Source organism: Pseudohongiella sp. O18 (assembly GCF_021729085.1).
GTDB lineage: Bacteria > Pseudomonadota > Gammaproteobacteria > Pseudomonadales > Pseudohongiellaceae > Pseudohongiella.
Window position 1 is genome coordinate 1431820 of record NZ_JAJSAR010000001.1, and the last position, 22668, is coordinate 1454487.

General features: G+C 56.1%; 23 protein-coding genes. 13 read left to right on the forward strand and 10 right to left on the reverse strand.

The window, feature by feature from the left end; translation table 11 throughout:
• Positions 1–36 precede the first annotated feature (36 nt).
• Genes LVD14_RS06250 through LVD14_RS06265 form a run of 4 tightly spaced genes read right to left on the reverse strand, consistent with a single transcriptional unit; the run spans position 37 to position 4828 of the window.
• On the reverse strand, positions 37–1794 hold the full coding sequence (locus LVD14_RS06250) for an alpha-amylase family glycosyl hydrolase (RefSeq protein WP_237133173.1): 1758 nt from the start codon (positions 1792–1794) through the stop codon (positions 37–39).
• A complete protein-coding gene (locus tag LVD14_RS06255) occupies positions 1791–3017 on the reverse strand; it encodes a glycosyl transferase (protein ID WP_237133174.1) in 1227 nt (408 codons plus the stop codon). Before LVD14_RS06255 ends, LVD14_RS06250 begins: the two co-directional genes overlap by 4 nt.
• Before the next feature lie 4 nt (positions 3018–3021).
• Positions 3022–3897, reverse strand: a complete 876-nt coding sequence (locus LVD14_RS06260; protein ID WP_237133175.1) for an HAD-IIB family hydrolase — start codon at positions 3895–3897, stop codon at positions 3022–3024.
• Positions 3887–4828 (reverse strand): phosphoribulokinase, encoded by a 942-nt coding sequence (locus tag LVD14_RS06265; RefSeq protein WP_237133176.1) that lies wholly within the window; start codon positions 4826–4828, stop codon positions 3887–3889. Before LVD14_RS06265 ends, LVD14_RS06260 begins: the two co-directional genes overlap by 11 nt.
• A 309-nt stretch (positions 4829–5137) precedes the next feature.
• Here LVD14_RS06265 and LVD14_RS06270 point away from each other — a divergent pair, with 309 nt between their 5' ends.
• Together LVD14_RS06270 and LVD14_RS06275 are read left to right on the forward strand one after the other, a co-directional pair.
• Complete coding sequence (locus LVD14_RS06270) at positions 5138–6283, forward strand: DnaT-like ssDNA-binding domain-containing protein (protein ID WP_237133177.1); 1146 nt, start codon at positions 5138–5140, stop codon at positions 6281–6283.
• A complete protein-coding gene (locus LVD14_RS06275) occupies positions 6195–6872 on the forward strand; it encodes a replication protein P (protein ID WP_237133178.1) in 678 nt (225 codons plus the stop codon). Before LVD14_RS06270 ends, LVD14_RS06275 begins: the two co-directional genes overlap by 89 nt.
• Before the next feature lie 5 nt (positions 6873–6877).
• Here LVD14_RS06275 and LVD14_RS06280 read toward each other — a convergent pair whose 3' ends face one another.
• The 3 genes from LVD14_RS06280 to LVD14_RS06290 form a co-directional block, all read right to left on the reverse strand.
• Entirely contained in the window at positions 6878–7234 is a 357-nt protein-coding gene (locus LVD14_RS06280) for a PilZ domain-containing protein (protein ID WP_237133179.1), read from the reverse strand.
• Positions 7235–7467: 233 nt separating this feature from the next.
• A complete protein-coding gene (gene ettA, locus LVD14_RS06285; protein ID WP_237133180.1) occupies positions 7468–9135 on the reverse strand; it encodes an energy-dependent translational throttle protein EttA in 1668 nt (555 codons plus the stop codon).
• Between the two features lie 150 nt (positions 9136–9285).
• Positions 9286–9936: a TetR/AcrR family transcriptional regulator gene (locus LVD14_RS06290; protein ID WP_237133181.1), complete on the reverse strand. Its 651-nt coding sequence runs from the start codon at positions 9934–9936 to the stop codon at positions 9286–9288.
• 182 nt (positions 9937–10118) lie between these two features.
• On the opposite strand from LVD14_RS06290, the gene LVD14_RS06295 reads away from it, so the two are divergent.
• From LVD14_RS06295 to ribA, 11 genes are all read left to right on the forward strand, one after another.
• Complete coding sequence (locus tag LVD14_RS06295; RefSeq protein WP_237133182.1) at positions 10119–11165, forward strand: alpha/beta fold hydrolase; 1047 nt, start codon at positions 10119–10121, stop codon at positions 11163–11165.
• Positions 11166–11310: 145 nt separating this feature from the next.
• Complete coding sequence (glyA, locus tag LVD14_RS06300) at positions 11311–12570, forward strand: serine hydroxymethyltransferase (protein ID WP_237133183.1); 1260 nt, start codon at positions 11311–11313, stop codon at positions 12568–12570.
• A 23-nt stretch (positions 12571–12593) separates the two neighbouring features.
• Complete coding sequence (gene nrdR / locus LVD14_RS06305; protein WP_237133184.1) at positions 12594–13046, forward strand: transcriptional regulator NrdR; 453 nt, start codon at positions 12594–12596, stop codon at positions 13044–13046.
• Positions 13047–13118: 72 nt separating this feature from the next.
• Positions 13119–14237, forward strand: coding sequence for a bifunctional diaminohydroxyphosphoribosylaminopyrimidine deaminase/5-amino-6-(5-phosphoribosylamino)uracil reductase RibD (ribD, locus tag LVD14_RS06310; RefSeq protein WP_237133426.1), 1119 nt, complete (start codon positions 13119–13121; stop codon positions 14235–14237).
• 13 nt (positions 14238–14250) lie between these two features.
• Positions 14251–14922 carry a riboflavin synthase gene (locus LVD14_RS06315; protein ID WP_237133185.1) on the forward strand — a complete coding sequence of 224 codons (672 nt, stop codon included), beginning with the start codon at positions 14251–14253 and terminating at the stop codon, positions 14920–14922.
• A gap of 63 nt (positions 14923–14985) precedes the next feature.
• On the forward strand, positions 14986–16107 hold the full coding sequence (gene ribBA, locus LVD14_RS06320) for a bifunctional 3,4-dihydroxy-2-butanone-4-phosphate synthase/GTP cyclohydrolase II (protein ID WP_237133186.1): 1122 nt from the start codon (positions 14986–14988) through the stop codon (positions 16105–16107).
• Between the two features lie 22 nt (positions 16108–16129).
• Positions 16130–16606, forward strand: a complete 477-nt coding sequence (ribE, locus tag LVD14_RS06325; RefSeq protein WP_237133187.1) for a 6,7-dimethyl-8-ribityllumazine synthase — start codon at positions 16130–16132, stop codon at positions 16604–16606.
• A gap of 3 nt (positions 16607–16609) precedes the next feature.
• Positions 16610–17125 (forward strand): transcription antitermination factor NusB, encoded by a 516-nt coding sequence (gene nusB / locus LVD14_RS06330; RefSeq protein ID WP_411268255.1) that lies wholly within the window; start codon positions 16610–16612, stop codon positions 17123–17125.
• On the forward strand, positions 17112–18116 hold the full coding sequence (gene thiL, locus LVD14_RS06335) for a thiamine-phosphate kinase (protein ID WP_237133188.1): 1005 nt from the start codon (positions 17112–17114) through the stop codon (positions 18114–18116). Before nusB ends, thiL begins: the two co-directional genes overlap by 14 nt.
• A gap of 17 nt (positions 18117–18133) precedes the next feature.
• Positions 18134–18610, forward strand: a complete 477-nt coding sequence (locus tag LVD14_RS06340; protein ID WP_237133189.1) for a phosphatidylglycerophosphatase A — start codon at positions 18134–18136, stop codon at positions 18608–18610.
• Positions 18611–18621: 11 nt separating this feature from the next.
• Positions 18622–19212, forward strand: a complete 591-nt coding sequence (gene ribA / locus LVD14_RS06345) for a GTP cyclohydrolase II (protein ID WP_237133190.1) — start codon at positions 18622–18624, stop codon at positions 19210–19212.
• 23 nt (positions 19213–19235) lie between these two features.
• Here the strand turns inward: ribA and LVD14_RS06350 are convergent, their stop codons facing one another.
• From LVD14_RS06350 to dxs, 3 genes are read right to left on the reverse strand one after another with little or no spacing between them, the layout of a single operon-like run.
• Positions 19236–20105: a cobalamin-binding protein gene (locus tag LVD14_RS06350; RefSeq protein WP_237133191.1), complete on the reverse strand. Its 870-nt coding sequence runs from the start codon at positions 20103–20105 to the stop codon at positions 19236–19238.
• Positions 20106–20115: 10 nt separating this feature from the next.
• Complete coding sequence (cobO, locus tag LVD14_RS06355; RefSeq protein ID WP_237133192.1) at positions 20116–20724, reverse strand: cob(I)yrinic acid a,c-diamide adenosyltransferase; 609 nt, start codon at positions 20722–20724, stop codon at positions 20116–20118.
• A gap of 32 nt (positions 20725–20756) precedes the next feature.
• On the reverse strand, positions 20757–22655 hold the full coding sequence (gene dxs, locus LVD14_RS06360) for a 1-deoxy-D-xylulose-5-phosphate synthase (RefSeq protein WP_237133193.1): 1899 nt from the start codon (positions 22653–22655) through the stop codon (positions 20757–20759).
• Positions 22656–22668 lie beyond the last annotated feature (13 nt).

A 22668-nucleotide genomic window follows, 5' to 3' on the forward strand; every position in this document is an offset into this window, starting at 1 on the left:
GAATAAGCTGACGTCCGATCACCGAAATACGCAATTCTATCGATTACTGAGCCAGACGCTTTGATAGGGCGCCAGAGTAAGCTGCGACTGATTGAGGGTGATGGGTGTGTCGCTGATCAGATCGCGCCAGTCATCCGTGTCAATCAGGTTAATGTCTGACAAAGAAATGGTCTGCTCAGTGTCTGACACATTGTTGAGTGCAAAAATACTCTGCTCGCGCTGCAGGCTTTGACGCCAGAACGCAAACACCGCGTCACCAAGGTGCAGCGTGAACTGTGTGGCATTAGGGTGGAAGGCCGGCTGTCCCTGGCGGATCTGTAACAGGTGTTTGAGCTGCTGGAGCACCTGGCTATGGTGGCTGTCCGGGTCGGCAAGGGCCGTATTCAGGGCGTGTTGGGGCCAGCGGCGGCGATTGATATGGCGGTTGTGCTGTGTTCTCGCCACCCGCTCCAGATCATTGCCACTGCCTACCAGACTGTGAAAGTACAGGGCAGGAATACCTTCCAGAGCCAGCAGAATGGCATGTGCACAGATAAATCGCTGCAGGTGCCATTGATCGGGTCCCAGGTGACTGTTGGCAATGGTGAAGGAGAGGGCATCCCACAGGCTGATATTCAGTTCATAGGGGCGGCGCGTCAGGCTGGAAGTGGCTCGCCAGGACACCAGTCCACCAGCTCTCTCTGTGGCGGTAATAAGATCGTGTATTTCCTCATCACTCAGCAGGCCTTCTGCCGGACGCAATCCGATACCGTCATGCGAGGCAATGAAGTTAAAGTAAAAGGTTCCCATCTGTGCCGGCGGCATGCTCATCAGCCAGTTTTTAAGGTGGCGGCAGTTGCCGTTCAGCAATGTGAACAGCAGCAGAGGTGGCAGGGAAAAATTGTAAATGCTGTGCGCTTCGTTGGCATTGCCGAAGTAGCTCAGATTCTCCCGTTTTGGAATATTGGTTTCGGTAATGATGATGGCGTCGGGATTGGCGTTTTCGATAAGCGCACGTAGCAAGCGGACAATCTCATGTGTCTGTTCCAGGTTCAGACAGACGGTGCCAATTTCCTTCCAGATGAACGCAACAGCATCGAGCCTGAAAACACTGACCTTGCGATCCAGATACAGTCGAACAATGCGGACAAACTCCACAAGGACTTTAGGGTTGCTGAAATCAAAATCGACCTGATCATGACCGAAGGTGCACCAGACATGTTTGAGGCCGTCTGCTGTTTCGGTCGGACGCAGCAGGTCGCTGGTTCGCGGGCGAATGACCTCGCTCAGATCCAGCTCCGGGCTGGCGCAGAAAAAGTAGTCCGCACCAGGATCAGTGCCAGCAACAAAATTCCTGAACCAGGGGTGTTCGGAAGAACAATGATTAATGACCAGGTCGGCCATCAATCGGAAATGCGCAGCGATATCTTCTATGTCCTGCCAGGAGCCTACTGCAGCATCTACCTCTGTGTATTCCTTGACGGCGAAACCGTCATCGGAGCTCCATGGAAAAAACGGCAGAATGTGTACGCCGGTAATCGCTCCGCGCAGGTGCGTATCCAGGAAGCTGCGGAGTGCCTGCAATGGCGTATGGGGTGCCGGCGTATCCGCGTCCGGCAGCACATTGTCGGCGTAACAGATCAAATACGAGTCACGCTCGCTCCAGTGACCTGGTTGTCGCGCAGACTGGCTTGCTTCGGGGGGCAGCCGCATCTCTTCCAGCAGCTGGCGTGCCACAGCTTCGATCGCCTCTGACGATAGTTCGGCGTAAATATGCGTCAGGTGATTGACGACACGCTGAAACAGATCTGTCATTTATTGATGAACTCCTCTGTATCTGCATCCACTGCTGCCCGGATTTGCTCAAGAATATCAGGGACGGCGCTGCATACCCGATTCCAACTGGGGATGAAGGGGGTTTCCATGGGATTATCGAGAAAGTAGTCACCAGCCTGTTTGATATTCTGGGCGAACAGTTCCACTGCCTGTTCTTCCTTGTGAATGTCGAGTGTCAGGCCGTTGATCAGGGCGTCGTTGCGGTAGGTTTCAACAAAATCCAGCGCGATGCGAAAGTAGGTTGCCTTGAGTGTGCGAAAGGTCTCGCTGGACAGCACCACACCATTGGTCGCCAGTTTTCTGAAAATGGCTTTGGCAATATCAACAGACATTTTTGACAGACCGGCGGCGGCATTGTCGGCAGACAGATCCTGATGTTTGTGATCGTAGATATCGGCAATATCGACCTGGCAGATGCGGTTGGTGGAATAGTTGCGATACATCTCGGACAGTATACCAATCTCCAGTCCCCAGTCGCTGGGGATGCGCAGGTCATGCACCACGTCCGTCCGGAATGAGAACTCACCCGCGAGTGGGTAGCGGAAGCTGTCCAGGTAGTCCAGATAGTCCAGAGAGCCAAGTACCTTTTTTAAGGCGCGCAGCAGTGGGGTCACCATCAGGCGGCATACCCGGCCATTGATCTTGCCGTCGGCGACGCGGGCGTAGTAGCCCTTGCAGAATTGATAGTTAAAACCCGGATTGGCTACCGGATAAATCAGTCGGGCGAGTAATTCTCTGGAGTAGGTAAGGATGTCACAGTCATGCAGGGCGATGGCCTGGCTTTTGCGAGACGCCAGTGTGTAACCCAGGCAGTACCAGACATTGCGGCCTTTGCCCGCTTCTGTTGGCGCCAGGCCCATCTCCTGCAGGCGCGCATCAATGGCGCGCAGCCTTGGGCCGTCATTCCAGAGTATTCGGTGATGCTGGGGCAGCCGCCCAAAGAATTCACCGGCATGCAGGTATTGCTCCTTGTCGGCGCGGTCGAGGCCTATCACAATCTGGCTGAGGTAAGGAACTTTCTGCAGCTCGTCGATGATATTGGGCAGCGCTGGGCCCTCCAGCTCGGAGAACAGTGATGGCAGAATCAGCGTCATCGGACGCATTTTTGAAAATACCTGCAGCTCGTATTCCAGCTCTGGCAACGGCCGGCGACTGAGATTGTGGAGCGTGGTCACAACGCCGTTTTGATGAAAATCTCCCATGCTTTTATCCTCGCTGTATATTACCTGGCTGAATCAGTTCGCTGATGCACTCCGCCCACCCGGCGGGTCCGGTCGACTGACTGATGCGTAAGTTTTTGATGTTGTTATGAGTTGGCAATGCGTGTGCTGGAGAGCGAATCAGCACGGGGTGATCGGCGGCCTGCAGCATGGCCAGATCATTGCCGCTATCGCCCAGTGCCACGGTTTCGAATGGTTTCTGGCAGATATCCCGGTAGCAGGCCGAAAGCGCCTGCAGTGCGCGCCCCTTATCGCTGGGTCCCAGCACATGAATAAAGCGTCCGCCCTGAAGCAGCGTCAGGCCCAGCGCGGCTACCTGCATTTTGAACCCGGCAAGCGCCGGCTCACTGTCGCGCCAGATTAGCGGTTCGCTGTAGCGTCTTTGTTGTGCCTTTCGCGCCTGCTCTGTATTCAGTCCGGTCAGCTCGCAGACGGTGTCCACATCCGTCATGCTCAGTACCAGAAAGTCGAATGAGGATTGCAGCGGCATCAGTTGTTCGTGGATCGAGGCCAGATCGGCGCCCAACACACAAACAGACAATGACTGGTCGCCGTCCAGCGCTTCAATGCTTTGCCAGGTGGCGGAGCCCATTACCTGTCTGGCCTGTTCCGCAAAGGCCTGGTCAGGGAAGCAGATGGCGGAGCCGTTCTCGACAATGAAGGGGCAGTCCAGGTGCAGCTCGCTGGCCAGTGACTGACACTCTTCGATGGTTTTGCTGGTGTTGAAAATTACCGGAATCTGTTGCGCCTGCAGCTCTGCCAGCGTGCTGAGCGCGGCGTCCGCACTATAACTGTAATGGTCGATCAGTGTGCCATCCAGATCGGTGAATATCAGTAGCCCGGGGCGCTGCTCAATGTTCACGATACAACCCCGCTGTGATGCGATGATTCGTGTCCAGACTAAACACAACATCCGCTTTTGAAGGTAATGTAGACAGCGAGTGAGCCGTCAGCCGTTGATAGTGCGCGATAAAGCGGCTGATCTGTTCGGCATTCATCAGTCTCAGCTTTGGCGCCACGCTTGCCGATGTTGAATCAGCCAGGCGTCTGGCCAGCTCTTGTTCCTGATGCAGGCGCCAGGCAAACACACAGTCGAAATCAGGGGCTTTCACCATCACCAGCATGTCCAGCTGCCGAAACAGGATCTGGTAGTCAGCTGCCAGTGCCGCGTTGACGTAATGGCGCCACAGGCCACCCTGGTCTTCTGCGACCTCCAGTGAATTGACCGGTTCGGCAAGCTGCTCATCTGACTGCGGGCCAAGGCCAATACACCAGCCCTCAAAGAGCACCACGGCGACTGGTTCTGTCAGCCGCTGCCAGTTCTCAGCGGCCACTACGTCGTCGACTGCTTTATCGAATGCCGGCAACTGGACAGGCTGGCCGTGCTTGAGCCGGGTAATGGTATCCAATGCGAGCTTTGTGTCATGAGTGCCTGGCACGCCCCGTGTTACCAGCAGGGGATGCACAGACATGGCAAGGTCCTGCCGTGCGCGCCGTGACAGATAGAAATCATCCAGCGACAGTGCAGCAGTGGTTAAGCCATGACATTGTTCCAGTAGCATCTTGAGTGTCCGTGCCAGCGTGGTCTTACCTGTGCCTTGTGCACCATTTATGCCAATGCAGACTGAAGTTGCTGTTTTATGGTGCAGATTGGCGATGTGCTGAGCCAGTGGTACGAACCACGTCACGGCATCCTGGAGCCAGGTGTCGGGAAGATTTTCCTCAATCATGATCAACGTCAGCAGATCTTCGGCCGATTGCTGGCTGCTGGTCTTTTCCGGTTCTGTGGCCATGATTGTCTCCCTGACGCCCTTGCGTGGATCGCCTGAAGGTGGGTTGCACCATATTGGTGCGCCAAATCAGGTGCCTTCCTCTGATGCGCTGCGAGCCGTCCCCCGCTGCTGGCAGGCCCAGTTTAGGATGCGGTGCAATGAAGCCGTCGGCTCTATGTCTTAGCCAGCCAGCGCTGTGTTAAGCTTGCCGTTCTCTCAGGCGGTCAGCCTGCCGGTCTGCTATCGAGGTTCCGGGGGCTGATAAAAACGTCACTTGATCACTTACGCATTCAATAACATTAAATAGATAAAGCAAACTCCGGTCCAGTTATGCAGTCTTCGCTGATTCCCGAACGTCCACTGATCGTGTCACCGACGCTGGCCGCCACTATTGGTCTGGAAGAGGCCGTGCTGCTGCACGTGCTGAGCGAACAGCTGAGTTTTCATGGTGCGCAGCGGCGCGATGGCTTGAGCTGGGTGGAGCTTGGGCAACAGGACCTGCTCGACCTGATGCCGTTCTGGGCCTGGATTGATATCAAGCGGATACAGCAAAGCCTGCAGGAACTGGGCCTGCTGTTGATAGATGCCGGCACCTCGCGCGGGGACAGCTGGTTTTTCGCGATCAACCAGAAAGAGTCTGCCAGCCAGTCGGTGCGAGGCAGTTCAGCGCCTGCACCCGTCACTACTCCTGCGCCCCGGTCGACGCCTGATCAGCCCGGCAGGGCCAGCTATATTGCTGCAGACTGGCAGCCGGATCACGAATGGCTGGTGCTGTGTGGTCAACATGGCGTACCTGAAGATTTCGCTCGATCGCTGGTGCCCGGGTTTGTGATGTACTGGCGAGACCGAGGTCAATCGCGCTTTTCCTGGGGTAATGTGTTCTACAAGCATGTGCTGCAAAAGTGGCGCGAAGATCAGAGCCGACGCAGCGCGGGTTCTCTGGAAACACCGATGTCCTCACGCTGGCGCCCGGGTGAAGAAGCAATAGCCATACTGGTCAATGCCGGTATCAGTGAGGCCTTCATTGAGGACGCCATTCCCGAATTTGTTCTATACTGGCGTGAACGCGGCGAGCAGGACGGTGCCTGGAATACGCGATTTATTGGCCATATCCGCCGGCAATGGGCGCGGTACCAGGCCTCGGTGGAGCACGATGGTGTGCCGCGGCCGATTCCGGAAGGCTGGCAGCCCAGCGAGGAAGTGTTTGATGTGCTGCGCCTGGCCGAGATTGATGAGCAGTTTGCGCGCGACAAGATACCGGAGTTTGTTCTCTACTGGCGTGATGCGGGCCAGGTTCAGGCTTCCTGGAACACTAAATTCCTGCAATTCATCAAATTCGCCTGGGCGCGGCGACCTGAAGCGATCGGGACAGGAGTGATTCAATCCCATGCAAGAGATCAACAAACTGTTGAGCGAGATCGACACGGACTCGAAGCCGCATTCCGGCGCTTCACAGACCGAAGCTGGGCAGAATGAGCGGCGTCAGCAGCGCGAGCCCAATTCTCCTGATCTGATCGATGCGATCAATCAGATATTTGCAGAGTTTGAACTGGCATATCACAACCAGTATCACAAGGCTTACGGTGATTCCGATCGCCTGGTACTGACCAAAAAATACTGGTTGGAGTGTCTGGCAGATTTGCATCCCAGGCAATTGGTCGCGGCCGCCCGACAACTGGTCAAAACTCAGGATTTTCTGCCAACGATTTCCGCTGTCCGTCGTGCCTGCGAGCGTGGTTATGAACTGTTCGGCCTGCCATCAACACGTGATGCCTATATCGAAGCATGTCGCGCGCCAGCGCCCAAGTCAGCTTACCAGTGGAGTCACCCGGCCGTGTATCGCGCTGGCAAAGCTACAGACTGGTTTTTGCTGGCTTCTGAACCAGAAGAAAAGGTTTTTCCGGTTTTCTCCCGTTACTATCAACAGCTGTGTGATCGGGTGTTGCGAGGCGAAAAACTGGATGATCCAGTTCCCCCAGCGCTTGGCAGCAGCCCGGATAAGCCTTTGAGTTTTGCCGAGAGGGAGCGTCGACTGGCGGCACTCCGCGACAAACTGGACGTGTAGACGTCTCAGCTCAGCAGGTGCAGTTCTCGCTCGAGCAGGCTGGTATCACCAGTATTCAGCTCCACCAGGCGGCGCAGGTGGGTCATGCTGTCGACATCGATGTAATCGCAGGCCAGCCCCACGTGGTCACCCCGGTGATTGGCGACATGAGTGACCATGCAGATCTGCACGTCACCACCCAGATGAATCACTACATCAACAGGCTCATCGTCATTCAGGGTTTGATCGGGAAGCAGTTGCACAAGCGCGCCGCGCAGTGACAGATCCACCAGCTGAACGATAAAGTCCCGTCCTGGCTGACTCACAATGGTTTCAGCGTCAAAAAAGACGCGGGTAAACGCGCGTTGCTGCTCTTCTGTCATTTTGCTGGGCTGTCCTGTCAACTGCTGTCAGGCCCTGACCCTGCACCGCTGGCGATGCATTGTCAGGGAGGTGTTGACTGATTATCGGCATCCCTGCCATAAAGTTGAGCTGATCTTTGCCCTTTGGGTATTTATGCCCTTTGGGTATTTATGCCCTTTGGGTATTTATGCCCCCCGGGTATTTATGCCCTGCGGGTATTTATGCCTCCCGGGTATTTATGCCCCCGGGGCAGTTATGCCAGTTTACGGTACTTGATACGGGTTGGTTGCGCTTCGGTACCCAGTCGCTTCTTGCGGTCGGCTTCATAGTCGGTGTAGTTACCGTCGTGGAAAACCACCTGACTGTCACCTTCAAACGCCAGTATGTGGGTGCAGATACGGTCCAGGAACCAGCGGTCGTGCGACACGACTATCACAGTGCCCGGGAAGTTTAGCAGGCCTTCCTCCAGTGCACGCAGTGTTTCCACATCCAGGTCGTTGGTCGGTTCGTCGAGCAGCAGCACGTTGGCGCCGCGTTTGAGCAGTTTGGCCAGGTGGACACGGTTGCGCTCACCGCCAGACAGTTCCTTGATGTATTTCTGCTGATCACTGCCCTTGAAGTTGAAGCGTCCCACATAGGCGCGTGACGGCACTTCGTAGCGGCCGATCTGCAGAATGTCCTGGCCCTCGGACAACTCTTCCCAGACAGTTTTGCTGTCGTCCAGCGAGTCACGGCTCTGATCAACATAAGCCATGTCCACTGTGTCGCCCAGCTCAATGCTGCCGCTGTCTGGCTGCTCGACGCCGGTGAGCATGCGCAGGAAGGTGGTTTTACCTGCGCCGTTGCCGCCGATAATGCCAACGATGCCGCCTTTTGGCACAGCAAATGACAGATTGTCTATCAGCAGTCGGTCACCAAAGCCCTTGGTCAGATTGTTGACCTCAATGACCTTGTCGCCCAGGCGCGGGCCTGGCGGAATGTAGAGTTCAGTGGTTTCATTACGCTTCTGGAACTCCTGCGAGTTCAGCTCTTCAAAGCGTGCCAGGCGGGCCTTGCTCTTGGCCTGACGTCCTTTCGGGTTGTTGCGCACCCATTCCAGTTCTGAGCGAATGGTTTTCTCGCGGGCGGCTTCCTGTTTGGCCTCGATTTCCAGGCGTTTTTCCTTGGCCTCCAGCCAGTTGGTGTAATTGCCCTCGTAGGGAATGCCGTGCCCGCGGTCCAGTTCCAGAATCCAGCCGGCCGCATTATCCAGGAAGTAGCGGTCGTGCGTGATCGCAACCACGGTACCGGGGAATTCAACGAGGAAGCGTTCCAGCCAGGCCACACTCTCGGCGTCCAGGTGGTTGGTCGGTTCGTCCAGCAGCAGCATGTCCGGGTTGGACAGCAACAGACGGCAGAGAGCGACACGGCGTTTCTCACCACCAGACAGTTTGGTGACATCGGCATCCCAGGGTGGCAGACGCAATGCGTCGGCGGCGCGATCCAGCGTGCGCTCAATGTCCCAGCCATTCGAGGCATCAATGGCATTCTGCAGCTCGCCCTGGCGCTCGAGCAGTTCGTTCATCTCTTCATCGCTCATTGGCTCTGCAAAACGGTCGCTGATGGCGTTGAACTCTTCCAGCAGCTTGATGACCTCGCCCATGCCTTCTTCGACATTGCCGCGCACATCTTTTTCAGGATTCAGTTGCGGCTCCTGAGGCAGGTAACCGACATTGATGCCCGATTGCGCTCGCGCCTCGCCGTTATACTCCTTGTCTACGCCCGCCATGATGCGCAGCAGCGTGGATTTACCGGAGCCATTAAGGCCCAGGACGCCAATTTTTGCGCCTGGAAAAAACGACAGGGAAATGTCTTTGAGAATCTCTTTTTTGGGCGGTACAACCTTGCCTACGCGGTGCATGGTGTAAACGAACTGTGCCATAACGGGGTTTATCTCCGGGGCTTTAACAAGTTGAAGAATTTTACGGAGCGCGCCTGAGTTGAGGGCGCCTGATCAATGCGCGAATTCTAGCACGGAGCGGCGCGGTATTGGGGATAAGGCGCAGATGAAGTGTTGTGATCGGGTGCAGACTCAGGTCGCTGGTGTAGTGCGGAGAGTCTGCATAAATCCGAGCAGTGTTTCCTTGGCTTCGGCGGCAGTGCGCTCGCTGTCCTCGGACATCACCACTGCGTGAACTGCCTCCATGACGGCGCCCAGCAGCATCTGTGCGGTCAGATCCGTGGAATTGCAGCACAATTGCCCTTCGTCTTTCAGTTTGCCGAGTATGCCGCGCACCAGGCCGAAACCGTAGCGAAGTTCGATGCTGCGCCATTCGCGCATGCCGATCACATTGGGGGCATCACTGAACAGGATGCGATGCACACCTGCATCCGCGCACAGTGCGAACGTCATGTGCATGGCCGTCTCCAGTTGCTCCCAGCCACTCATATCGTCGCTCAAAGCTGCGCTTATGCGATCCAGAATTTCCTGCTCGATGCTTTCTGCAACCGCCTGAAACAGGCCCTTTTTGTTGCCGAAATGATGGTACAGAGCGCCGGTAGTCACTTGCGCTTCCTGCACGATGACATCCAGAGGGGCTTCGGCAAAACCATACTGGCTGAAGGCAGCCCGGCCTGCACGGATCATGGCGTCTCTGGTCGCCCGTGCATTGGCTTCGCGACGACTGCTGGAGGAGAGCTCAGCAGCGGCAAATGGGGCAGTCGACTGAGGTTCTGTCGGCATGGTTACTTGGATTCTCCCGGTAATTACCTGCGCATTATACGCACACCCACAGTCTGTCATAAAAGCAGTTGACATAAAATAATTATGTTGCGTAATCTAAATATGTAGCATAACGTAATTATGTTATTTGGCTTTGGCGCGATTCTTGGGCGCCACGACAACATCATTCAGGGGGGGGAGTTATGAAATTGATCACGCGTTTGTCAGGCATCTGCCTGCTTCTGGCGCTGTCGCTGTCTTCGTGTACAGGCATGGCAGGGAACGACGCCAGGCGTTTTGACTGGTGGGAGTCATCACGCCAGTATGTTGAGACTGAATTTGGGCGTATCGCTGTTGTTGAGCGAGGCAGGGGGCCGGTAGCCGTTTATTTGCACGGTTTCCCGTTGAATGCCTGGCACTGGCGGAACCAGCTGGAGGATTTGTCAGATATTCGCCGCGGTATTGCGATTGACTTGATGGGACTGGGTTATACCGAGATCGCAGCCGATCAGGATCTGCGCTTCTCCACGCAGGCCGACATGGTGCTGGCAACGCTGGATGCCATGGGTGTGCGTGAGTTCGACCTGATTGGAAACGACAGTGGCGGCGGCATCGCGCAGCTGATTGTCGCAAAAGCACCGAATCGGGTGCGCTCGCTGGTGATCAGCAACGCTGACGTGCATGACAACTGGCCACCGCAGGCCCTTAGCACCGTGCATGACCTGGCTACCCAGGGGCAGATGGACGATGTACTGCAGGCTTACATGCATGATGTCGACAGCGCCCGCAACGGACTAGCTGCGCTGGTCTATGAAGATCCGCAATACGTTACGGCGGCGCTTTTGACGACTTACACTGAGCCGTTGCTGCGAACGGCCACGTCCCGTGAGGCGGTCAATCGCTACATTGCATCGCAGGACAATTCAGAGACAGTCGCTATTAAACCTCAACTGGAAGCTTATGACAGGCCCACGCTTATTATGTGGGGCACAGATGACGTCTTCTTTGATGTGGAATGGGCGTACTGGCTGCAGTCGACAATACCGGGCACCTACGCAGTTGTGGAAATGCCGGGCGCCCGGCTGTTCCTGTCGGAGGAGCGCGCTGAGGACGTCAATATCCTGCTGCGCGCGCACTTCAAACACCTTGACGTTGATCGGTCAGGGCTGGGGCCTGAAATCATTTCGGGACAGTCCATGCCCGATCTGCGGGCCAGGCAGCGGCCCAATGACTGGATGTCTCGCTGGTGAGTATGGCGGCGGAGGCTCAGCTCAGAACCGACTATACGAGTCTTCGCCGCTTCGCGCAGTATACCGGAGCGGAATTTCCGGATGCTGATACGCTCCAGATCATGTAAAATGCGCCTCCAGTCATATTCCAGTCACGGGGAAACGCATGTTTGACACCAGCATGACCATCAAAGATTTCGATCCTGAGCTGCACGCAGCGATTGAGGGTGAGCGTCAGCGCCAGGAAGAGCATATCGAGCTGATTGCCTCTGAGAACTATACCAGCCCTCGCGTCATGGAGGCTCAGGGCAGCGTACTGACCAACAAGTATGCCGAAGGGTATCCAGGCAAGCGCTATTACGGTGGCTGTGAGTTTGTTGATGATGTGGAAACGCTGGCTATTGATCGCGCCAAGGAACTGTTCGGTGCCGATTATGCCAACGTGCAGCCGCATTCCGGTTCACAGGCCAATGCCGCTGTGTACATGGCGCTGCTGAAGCCGGGCGATACCGTACTGGGCATGAGCCTGGCGCATGGTGGTCACCTGACTCATGGTGCCAGCGTCAGCTTCTCCGGTCGCATCTACAATGCCGTGCAGTACGGTATCAACGAAGAAACCGGCGAAATCGACTACGAACAGGTAGAAGCGCTGGCCGTTGAACACCGTCCCAAAATGATCGTAGCCGGTTTTTCTGCCTACTCCCGAGTCATTGACTGGCTCAAGTTCCGCGCAATCGCCGACAAGGTGGGCGCATACCTGCTGGTAGACATGGCTCATATCGCCGGTCTGGTAGCTGCAGGCGTATACCCAAGTCCGGTCAAGATTGCTGACGTGACCACCACCACTACCCACAAAACACTGGGTGGGCCGCGCGGTGGCATCATTCTCGCCAAGGCGAACCCGGAGCTGGAAAAGAAGCTGAATTTTGCCGTTTTCCCGGAAAGCCAGGGTGGCCCTTTGATGCATGTGATCGCCGGTAAGGCGGTGTGCTTCAAGGAAGCGATGAGCAAGGAATTCAAGGAGTACCAGAAGCAGGTGGTCGCCAATGCACAGACCATGGCTGAAGGATTCATCAAGCGAGGCTTCGAGGTGGTTTCTGGTGGTACTGATGATCACCTGTTCCTGCTCAGCCTGGTCAAACAGGACATCACTGGAAAAGACGCGGATGCCGCTCTTGGTCGCGCTTACATTACCGTCAACAAGAATGCGGTTCCCAACGATCCACGTCCGCCATTCGTGACCAGTGGTCTGCGCATAGGTTCGCCGGCAGTCACTCGTCGTGGCATGAAGGAAAAAGAAGTCGCAGAACTGACTGAATGGATGTGCGACATTCTGGACGACATCGAGAACGAGTCGGTGATAGACACGGTACGCGAGAAGGTCAAGGCGCTGTGTGCGCGCTTCCCGGTGTACAAAAGCGCTTAAGCGCACACTAGAGACTGACAAGCATGCACTGTCCATTTTGTGGTGCGCTGGATACCAAGGTAATCGACTCACGCCTGGTCGCCGAGGGCGATCAGGTGCGGCGTCGTCGCGAATGCATCACCTGTGCCGAGCGTTTCACAACCTATGAGACAGCCGAGCTGGTCATGCCTCGCATCATCAAACAGAATGGCAATCGTGAGCCTTTTGATGAAGCGAAACTGTATTCCGGCCTGATGCGGGCGCTGGAAAAAAGACCGGTCAGTATAGAAAGTGTTGAGTCGGCCGTGAATCGCATCAAGCATCACATCCGCGCTACCGGCGAACGGGAAGTTCCCTCGCGTATGGTAGGCGAAGAAGTCATGAAAGAGCTGCGACAGCTGGATGAAGTTGCCTTTGTGCGATTTGCATCGGTGTATCGCAGTTTCAAGGATCTCAACGAATTCCGTGCCGAAATCGACCGGCTGTCCAACGAATAATACCAACCAGTTTTTTAAGCCCTGCGGCCCGGACGAATAGGTGGAGCTAACACTGTGACGCCCGAATATTACATGCAGCGCGCCATTGAACTGGCGCAGTCCGTTCTGACGGCGACTCCCAACCCGCGGGTTGGCTGCGTGATTGTGCGCGACGGAAAAATAGTGGGTGAGGGCTGTCACGAACGTGTGGGTACGCCGCATGCTGAAGCCCATGCACTGAACGCAGCCGGCGAGCTGGCGCACGGCGCCACCGTGTATGTGACGCTGGAACCCTGTGCTCATATGGGCCGTACACCGCCTTGTTCTGATGCGCTGATAGACGCCGGCGTCAGTGAGGTCTACTACGGTGTACAGGATCCCAATCCGCAAGTGTCGGGTCTGGGTCTGCAGAAGCTGCGCGATGCCGGTGTCACGGTCCACGGGCCGCTATTGGAAGAGGCATGCAGTGCACTCAACCTAGGATTCATGAAACGCATGCGCAGCGGCTTGCCTTGGGTGCGCTGTAAAATGGCCATGAGCCTGGATGGACGCACCGCCATGGCTTCGGGCGAGAGCAAATGGATTACCGGTGCCGGTGCCCGCGCCGATGTACAGTTGATGCGGGCGGCCAGCTGCGCCATTGTGACGGGCGTCAACACTGTGCTCAGTGACGACCCCAGCCTGAACCTGCGGCTTGAGCAGATCCCGGAAGGGGAAGCGGGCGAGGTGCAGGCAGACAGGCAGCCGCTGCGTGTGGTGATCGATTCGTCGTTACGGACCCCGCCGGATTCGCGCATCATTTCGCTGCCGGGTAATATGCTGTTTCTGACGGGTAAACCGCATGCCCAGCAGCTGGCGCGCTTCAACAACAGCAGTGCGCAGATACGCCAGCTGTCGCAGTTGCCAGGCGGTCGTGTCAATCTGCTCGATGCAATGCAGACGCTTGCGCAGGAATACGCCTGCAATGAGGTCATGCTGGAGGCCGGTCCCACTCTGAGTGGCGCCATGGTGCAGGCAGGACTGGTAGACGAGGTTGTCATCTATGTGGGCGCGCGATTCCTGGGCAGTGATGCCCTGCCGCTGTTCCACTTGCCAGGCATCAGCCGCATGCAGGATCACATAGCCCTGAAAATCACCGATGTTAAACAGATTGCCGATGACTGTCGTATAACCGCACGCCTGACCACGGGCAGCAGTGACGCTCAGCGCTGATACAGGACAAACCATGTTTACCGGAATCATAGAAGCAGTCGGCCACATTGCAGAATTGAAATTGCGCGGCAAAGAGTGGCGCCTGAAGGTGAGCTGTTCTTCGCTGGATATGTCGGATGTGCAACTGGGTGACAGTATTGCTGTCAATGGCTGCTGCCTGACTGTGACGGAGTTTGATGGCAGCAGTTTTTGCGCTGACGTGTCTAATGAAACACTCAGCCTGACCAGCTTTCAGAATTTGAAAGTGGGTTCCAAAGTGAACCTGGAAAAAGCCCTGATGCCGAAGAGCCGCCTCGGTGGTCATCTGGTCAGTGGTCATGTTGACGGCCTGGGTGAACTGCTAGAGCAGCATGAGGATGGGGGTAGCTGGCGCCTGGTGTTCCGGGTGCCGGACGAGCTGGCAAAATACATCGCCCAGAAGGGATCAATCTGCATCGACGGGGCCAGTTTGACCGTCAATACTGTGGATGGGGCCTGCTTCGGTGTTAATATCATCCCCCACACGCAGCAGGCCACGATCATTCATACATACCGGCCGGGTCAGCGCGTCAATATCGAGGTCGACCAGATCGCCCGGTATCTGGAGCGATTAATGCTCGGTGAGCGGGCAGCTCAGGGACGGCACGACAAGCAGGCCGGCGGCATCACGGCAGAGTTTCTGAGCAGTCACGGTTTTGACCGCTGACAGAAACTGCAGAAAATTGAATTGAATCGACTGTAAATCCAGCGAGTGTAAGCAGCGGAGATTATGAAACTCAATACTGTTCAAGAACTGATCGACGATATCCGACAGGGCAAAATGGTCATTCTGATGGATGACGAGGATCGCGAAAATGAAGGCGATCTGATTATTGCAGCTGAAAGAGTGCGGGCTGAAGATATCAACTTCATGGCCAAAAATGCACGTGGACTGGTGTGTCTGACTCTCACGCGTGAGCGCTGTGAGCAGTTGGATCTGTCTTTGATGGTGTCGAAAAACAACACGCCATACAACACCAATTTTACAGCGTCGATTGAGGCAGCCACTGGTGTCACCACGGGTATTTCCGCGGCCGATCGAGCCCGCACCATTCAGGTTGCAGTGGCGCGCGACGCCAGGCCAGAAGATATCGTTCAGCCTGGCCACGTATTCCCCATCATGGCGCAGCCAGGTGGTGTCCTGCGTCGCGCCGGCCATACCGAGGCGGGTTGTGATCTGGCGCGCCTGGCCGGCTTTACACCGGCAGCCGCCATCGTGGAAATAATGAACGAAGACGGCACCATGGCACGGCGTCCGGACCTTGAGATATTTGCAGAACAGCATGGACTCAAGATCGGCACCATCGTTGATCTGATTCACTATCGTATCGCCAACGAGCACACTGTCAGCCGCCGACAGAGTCACCAGGTTGTGACCGAGCACGGTGAGTTCACGCTGCATACTTTTGATGACACCATTTCTGGTGGAACGCATCTGGCTTTCACCATGGGTGATATAGTCAAGGATGACCCGACACTGGTGCGAGTGCATATTGCCAGCACACTGCGTGATGTATGTGATGTGATCGTGCCGGGTGCCACCAGTTGGTCATTCAGCCGTGCGCTGGCAAGAATCGCTGAAGAAGGCAAGGGCGTCGCGGTACTGCTGTCCGGTGACGACTACGATGAAGATATCAATGAAAGTATTGCCGGTGTGCTGGGCGAAAAGAAAGTGATCCCCCGTCGCCATCGCCATGGTGGCAGTGATGTGACGATTGGTACCGGTTCACAGATTCTTCGTGAACTGGGAGTGGGCAAGATGCGACTGCTGAGTTACCCGGCGAAGTTTAATGCCGTCACCGGATTCGATTTGGAAGTGGTTGAGTTTGTCCAGTTTGATGAACCAGCCTGACTGACTTTACAGAGGAAAAAACATGAGTGAGATTCGTCGTATTGAGGGTGACTTTGTAAGCGGTTCTGGCCGTTACATCATTATTGCATCGCGATTTAACAGCTTTATCGTTGAGAAGCTGATCGATGGCGCAGTCGATACACTGGTGCGTCACGGTGTTGATAAGGAAAACATCAGTATCGTCATGGCGCCAGGCGCCTACGAGCTGCCAGTACTGGCCAAGCACGTAGTTGCCAACCGTCCCTGCGATGCAGTGATCGCGCTGGGTGCAGTGATCCGCGGAGGCACGCCGCATTTTGACTATGTGGCAGGTGAGTGCGTCAAGGGCCTGAGCCAGGTCAGTCTGGATTCTGGTGTTCCGGTAGCATTTGGTGTTCTGACTGTTGATACAATCGAGCAGGCTATTGAACGTGCTGGTACCAAAGCTGGAAACAAAGGCGCCGAGGCTGCCATGGGTGCCATCGAAATGGTCAGCGTGCTCGGCAAGTTGGGAGCCTGATACGTGATCGATATTCCGGGAACCAGTGGCTCTTTGCCAGATGATGCCGTACCGGCCGAAAACGGCGGGGCTGGCAAAAAGGCGAAAGAGAAAAAATTGACCGATCGCCAGAAGGCGCGCCGCATGTTGCTGCAGGCGCTGTATCAATGGCAGATAGCCCGAGCACCAGTCAATGAGATCGTTGCAGAGTTCCTGGTGTACTATCAGGGCAAGATTGATCGCGAGTTCTTCAAGGAAGTGTTCCCTGCTGTCATATCGCATGTCGACGAGCTTGATGCCATGATGCAGCCGCTGCTGGACCGTGAGTTAAAGTCACTGGACCCGGTGGAGATTTCATTGTTGCGTCTGGGGCTGTACGAACTGGCACACCGCATTGATGTGCCCTATAAGGTGGTGATCAACGAGTCGGTTGAGCTCGCCAAGGTATTCGGTGCGACCGACGGCCACAAGTACATCAATGGGGTTCTCGACCGCGCATCAAAAGAACTGAGAGCGTTGGAGCGCCGTGGCGCTGACTGAATTCGACATTATCCGGCAGTTTTTCATGTCGGAGTCTTTTGCGGCGGATCATCCGCATCTGGTCAAGGGGCCGGGCGATGATGCCGCCATCCTGTCATTGCCTGACGATCATGATCTGCTTGTGTCGGTTGATACACTGAACGAGTCTGTTCATTTTCTGCCAGACGCCGAACCCTCACTTCTGGCCGCGCGTTGCCTGGCCGTCAATGTGAGTGACCTGGCAGCCATGGGGGCCTCGCCACTTGGTTTCACGCTCGCATTGAGCCTGCCGCAGGTCAGCGTAAGCTGGTTGCAGGCGTTCAGCGAAGGCCTGGCGCAGGCAGCGCGGGACGCAGACTGTCCGTTGATAGGAGGTGATACCACACGTGGGCCTCTGTCGATCACGATTCAGGTGCACGGTATAGTGCCCAGAGGGCAGGCTCTGTTACGCTCCGGGGCGAGCGCCGGCGATGCTGTCTATGTTACCGGAACTCTTGGTGATGCGGCGGCTGCACTGTGGTGGATGCAGGGTGATTCGCGCTTCGCGGCACAGGGAATGAATAGTTCAGAGGAACAGCACCTGCTGGAAGCGTTCTATCAGCCAGCCAGTCGTATTGCGGTAGGTAAAGCGCTGCGGGGCATTGCCTCAGCCGCTCTGGATCTTTCAGACGGTCTGGCTTCGGATCTGCGTCACATTCTGAAAGCCAGCAGTGTATCTGGCGCTCTAATAGAGTCCGGACATCTGCCAGTTTCCGAGGTATTGAAGCAGCGCGTCAGCCGTTCGCATCAAATCGAGCTGGCCATGGGTGGAGGTGATGACTACGAATTGTGTGTCTGCATCCCGCCCGCCCGAATCAGGGAGGCAGAGGCGGCTGTAGCTGCTCTGCAGGTGCCGTTTACCCGAATCGGCCAGCTTAGTAATGACCCGGAGATGATGGTGATCGCCAGCGATGGCAGTATCATGGATCTGAAGGCGACCGGGTATCATCATTTTCAGTCACACTCGAGCTGAGGCACAGGAAGTCTCTTATGGCAGCAACACCTGCATCCGTCTGGCGCAACCCCGTACACTTTCTGGCCTTTGGGCTGGGCAGCGGGGCCGCGCCAGTGGCGCCCGGAACGTTTGGCACCCTGGCTGCAGTGCTTATCTATCTGGCGCTGCCGTCGATGGGCTGGATGTGGTATTTGTTGATGCTGCTGCTGACCTTTGTGGCAGGCATCTGGTTATGTGGTAAAACAGCGGACGACATTGGCGTCCATGACCATGGCGGTATCGTCTGGGATGAGTTTGTCGGCCTGTGGCTGACGATGTTTCTGGCGCCACCTGGCTGGGTCTGGCTGGTACTGGGATTTGTGCTCTTCAGGATTTTTGATGTGCTGAAGCCCTGGCCGATTCGCTGGTTGGACAGACGCGTGGCGGGCGGCTTTGGCATAATGATTGACGATATACTGGCAGGCATTTTTGCACTGCTGTGTCTGCAGATTGCCGCTGCATTTTTTGCGTAAGGGGAATTCGAGTGAGAGTCAAGTTTGTTGCTTCTGCCAGGTTGCCGACTGAACACGGGGAGTTCAGTATCCATGGTTTTCAGGATATGGTGACAAGCAAAGAGCACGTGGTGCTGACGATGGGTGATCTGAGCACTGATGAGCCGGTGATCAGCCGGGTGCACTCAGAGTGCCTGACCGGTGATGCCCTGTTCAGCATGCGTTGCGACTGTGGGCCGCAGCTTGAGTTTGCAATGAAAAAAATTGCCGAGCATGGGCGCGGCATGATTCTCTACCTGCGTCAGGAGGGCCGTGGCATCGGTCTGCTGAATAAGCTGAAGGCCTACTCACTGCAGGATAAGGGCGCGGATACCGTTGAAGCCAATGTGCAGCTCGGTTTCGAACCTGATGCGCGCGAGTATGATGTCTGCAAACCGATGCTGGACCACTTCGGCGTCTCACAGGTCAGACTGTTGACCAATAATCCGCGCAAAGTCGACGCATTGACCGAGCAGGGTATAGTAGTGGTTGACCGCATACCAATAGAGACAGGACTTAATCGCCACAACGAAAGCTATCTGGCAGTCAAAGTCAATAAGATGGGACACCTGATACGCAAGTAGCGCGATGCGTCAGCGTGCAGCTGTCATCTGGCCTTGTCGATATGCTGACACATCAAGTCCAGTCCCTGCAGTGCTCTGAGGCTGTGCCGTTGAACCAGATCCGGGGGGATAGCATACAGGTGGTCATTTGCTACTGCCGGCAACTGTGACCAGCGTCGCCAGTCCTCAAGCCAGGCTGGAGAGTTTTCATCCGATCCACTGGCGATGATCACTTCCGGTTCTTTTAATAACACGTCTTCCAGATTGACCTTTGGGCCCGTGCCCAGCTCGCGGAATACGTTCCGACCGCCGCAGACTTCGATCATGTCACTGATCAGTTCGCTGCCGCCGACAGTCACCAGCGGCCGATCCCAGACCTGATAAAACACATCAACAAGCCTGTCATCGGCATAACGCCGGCTAGTGGCATCGAGCTGCTCGATAAAGTCCTCGGCCAGCGCATTGGCCCTGGTCTCGGTACCAGTGAGAACTCCAAGGCGTTGCAGATGTGAGGCAATACTGCGCAATGACTCAGGTTCTGCCGTGTAAACGGTAAACCCGAGCTCCTGCAGTCTTTGCAGTGCGCTGCGTGGATTGCCAGAGCGCCACGCGACGATAAGGTCCGGTTGCAATGCAACGATCTGTTCCATGTCCAGCATGTCAAAGCGACCCACGACAGGCAGATCATTGGCAGCTGGCGGGTAATTGCTGAAATCCATGACGCCCACGATGCGGTCTCCCGCGCCCAGGCTGAACACCAGCTCGGTCATTGATGGTGCCAGGGTAATAATACGCTGTGCAGGAGCCTGCAGCGTCACTGACTGATTATTGTCGTCAGTAACAACCAGCGTCTGGGCGGGCGCAGAGATGCTCAGCAGAAACAACAGCAGCGCGCCCTGTAGTCTGACCAACATAAGCGGCAACTTAATAATCGATACCTTTCTGGACTTTGACACCGGCGTTAAAGGCATGTTTTACATCCGTGACTTCGCTGACAGTATCAGCCATGTCGATCAGCGCTTTGCTGGCATTGCGCCCAGTGATGATTACGTGCTGGTCGGCCGGGCGGTCACGCAAGGCCTGAATAACCTCGTCGGCTGGCAGGTAACCATAAGTAAGCATGTAGGTCAGTTCATCCAGCACAACGACCTGAACTTCAGGGTCGCGCAACAGACGTGCTGCGTGCTCCCAGGTCGCTGTCGCTGCTGCGATATCTGACTCGCGATCCTGGGTTTCCCAGGTAAATCCGGTATTCATTACGTGAAATTCAACCAGCGGATGATCAGCAAACAGGCGGTGCTCGCCGCAATCCCACTGACCTTTGATGAACTGCACCACGCCACAGCGCAGGCCATGCCCAACGCTGCGAGCCAGCATGCCAAACGCCGAAGAGCTTTTGCCTTTACCATTGCCTGTCAGGACCAGTAGCAGTCCCTTGTCGACTGTCGCAGCAGCAATGCGTTGATCAACATGTTCTTTTTTGCGCTGCATGGCTTTTTTGTGTCGGGCATTGCGATCGTCAGTGGCAGTCATGGTCAGATTGATTCCATTAGGTTGCGGACAGGTCAGACTGCCTGAGAGTGAATTTTGCAGCGGGTCAGCTTGTCTCTGACTGCGGCGACAATACCGTCACGATCAAGGCCCACCGATGCCAGCATATCTGGCACGCGGCCGTGCGGCAGGAATGTGTCGGGCAGACCCATGTTCAGAATCGGTGTTCTGAAATTCTGGTTCAGCAGGTGCTCATTGACCGCGGAGCCGGCGCCGCCAGCCACAGCGTTCTCTTCGATGGTCACCAGCAATGAATGCTGCTGTGCCATACGGTCGATCAGCTCTGTGTCCAGGGGTTTGATGAAACGCATATCAACTACGGTGGCATCCAGTGCCTCGGCTGCATCCAGAGCCGGCTTCAACATGGTGCCAAAGGCAAGCAATGCTACGGTATTGCCTTTGCGTCGCACCACGGCCTTGCCGATTGGCAGTTCAGTCATGTCCGACGCAATGCTTGCGCCAGGACCTTTGCCGCGCGCGTACCGCACTGCCGCAGGACCCTTGTGCTGATGACCGGTATACAGCATCTGGCGGCACTCGTTCTCATCACTGGGCGCCATGATCACCATGTTGGGTATACAGCGCAGATAAGACAGATCAAAGCTGCCAGCATGCGTCGGGCCGTCTTCGCCAACCAGACCAGCCCGGTCGATTGCAAAAAGCACGTCCAGATTCTGGATGGCGACATCGTGAATCAACTGGTCGTAGGCGCGTTGCAGAAAAGTGGAGTAGATGGCCACAACCGGCTTGAGACCGTCGCAGGCCATGCCGGCGGCAAACGTGACAGCATGCTGTTCGGCGATTGCCACATCAAAAAAGCGTTCAGGGTACTGGTCAGCAAACTCGTCCATGCCTGAGCCGGCACTCATGGCGGGTGTAATCGCAATCAGTTTTTCATCCTGCTGTGCCATGTCGCACAACCACTGGCCAAAAACCTGTGAGTAGGTCGGCGTTTTGGGTTCGCTGGTTGGGCGCTTGGGCTTGGCTTCGATTTTGCTGAGGGCGTGCATGCCGAACGGATCGTTTTCAGATGCGGTATAACCCTTGCCTTTCTGTGTGACGATGTGCAGCAGCTGCGGTCCGCGCAGCTGTTTTATATTGCCCAGCACTTCGATGAGGCGTTCTGTATCGTGGCCATCTACAAGTCCAATGTAGTTGAACCCGATTTCTTCAAACAGTGTGCCGGGTGACACCATGCCTTTCATGTATTCCTCTGCCCGATGCGCTGCCTTGAGTGCCGGAGGAATCTTCGACAGCATTTTTTTGCTGCCGGTACGAATAAAGTTGTATGGCTTGCTGGCCCACATGCGCGCGAAGTAGCTGGACAGGCCGCCGACATTACGTGAGATAGACATGTTGTTGTCGTTAAGAATGACAAGCACATTGTCGTCCAGCTCGCCGGCATGGTTCAGCGCTTCAAAGGCCATACCTGCGGTCATTGCGCCATCACCGATGACCGCGATTACGTGCCGCTCGGCTTCCTGGCGCCGGGCGGCAATCATCATGCCCAGTGCGGCGCTGATGGATGTGCTGGAATGCCCGACACCAAAGCAGTCGTAGTCACTTTCGGTACGGCAGGGGAAGGCTGCCAGGCCACCAGGCTGGCGCATGGTCAGCATCCGTTCGCGGCGCCCGGTGAGTATCTTGTGCGGGTAGGACTGATGACCCACATCCCAGATCAGCCGGTCCTCTGGAGTGTCAAACACGTAGTGCAGGGCGATGGTCAGTTCGACCACACCCAGCCCTGCGCCGAAATGCCCACCAGTCTGTCCTACCGAATACAGCAGGAAGTTGCGTAGTTCGCGTGCCAGATCCGGAAAATCGGCGGGATCCATGGTCTTGAGGTCAGCGGGTGAGCTGATCTGGTCCAGCAGTGGCGTGTCCGGACGGCTGAGAGGGATTTCGGTTAACATTTGGTCATGAGCC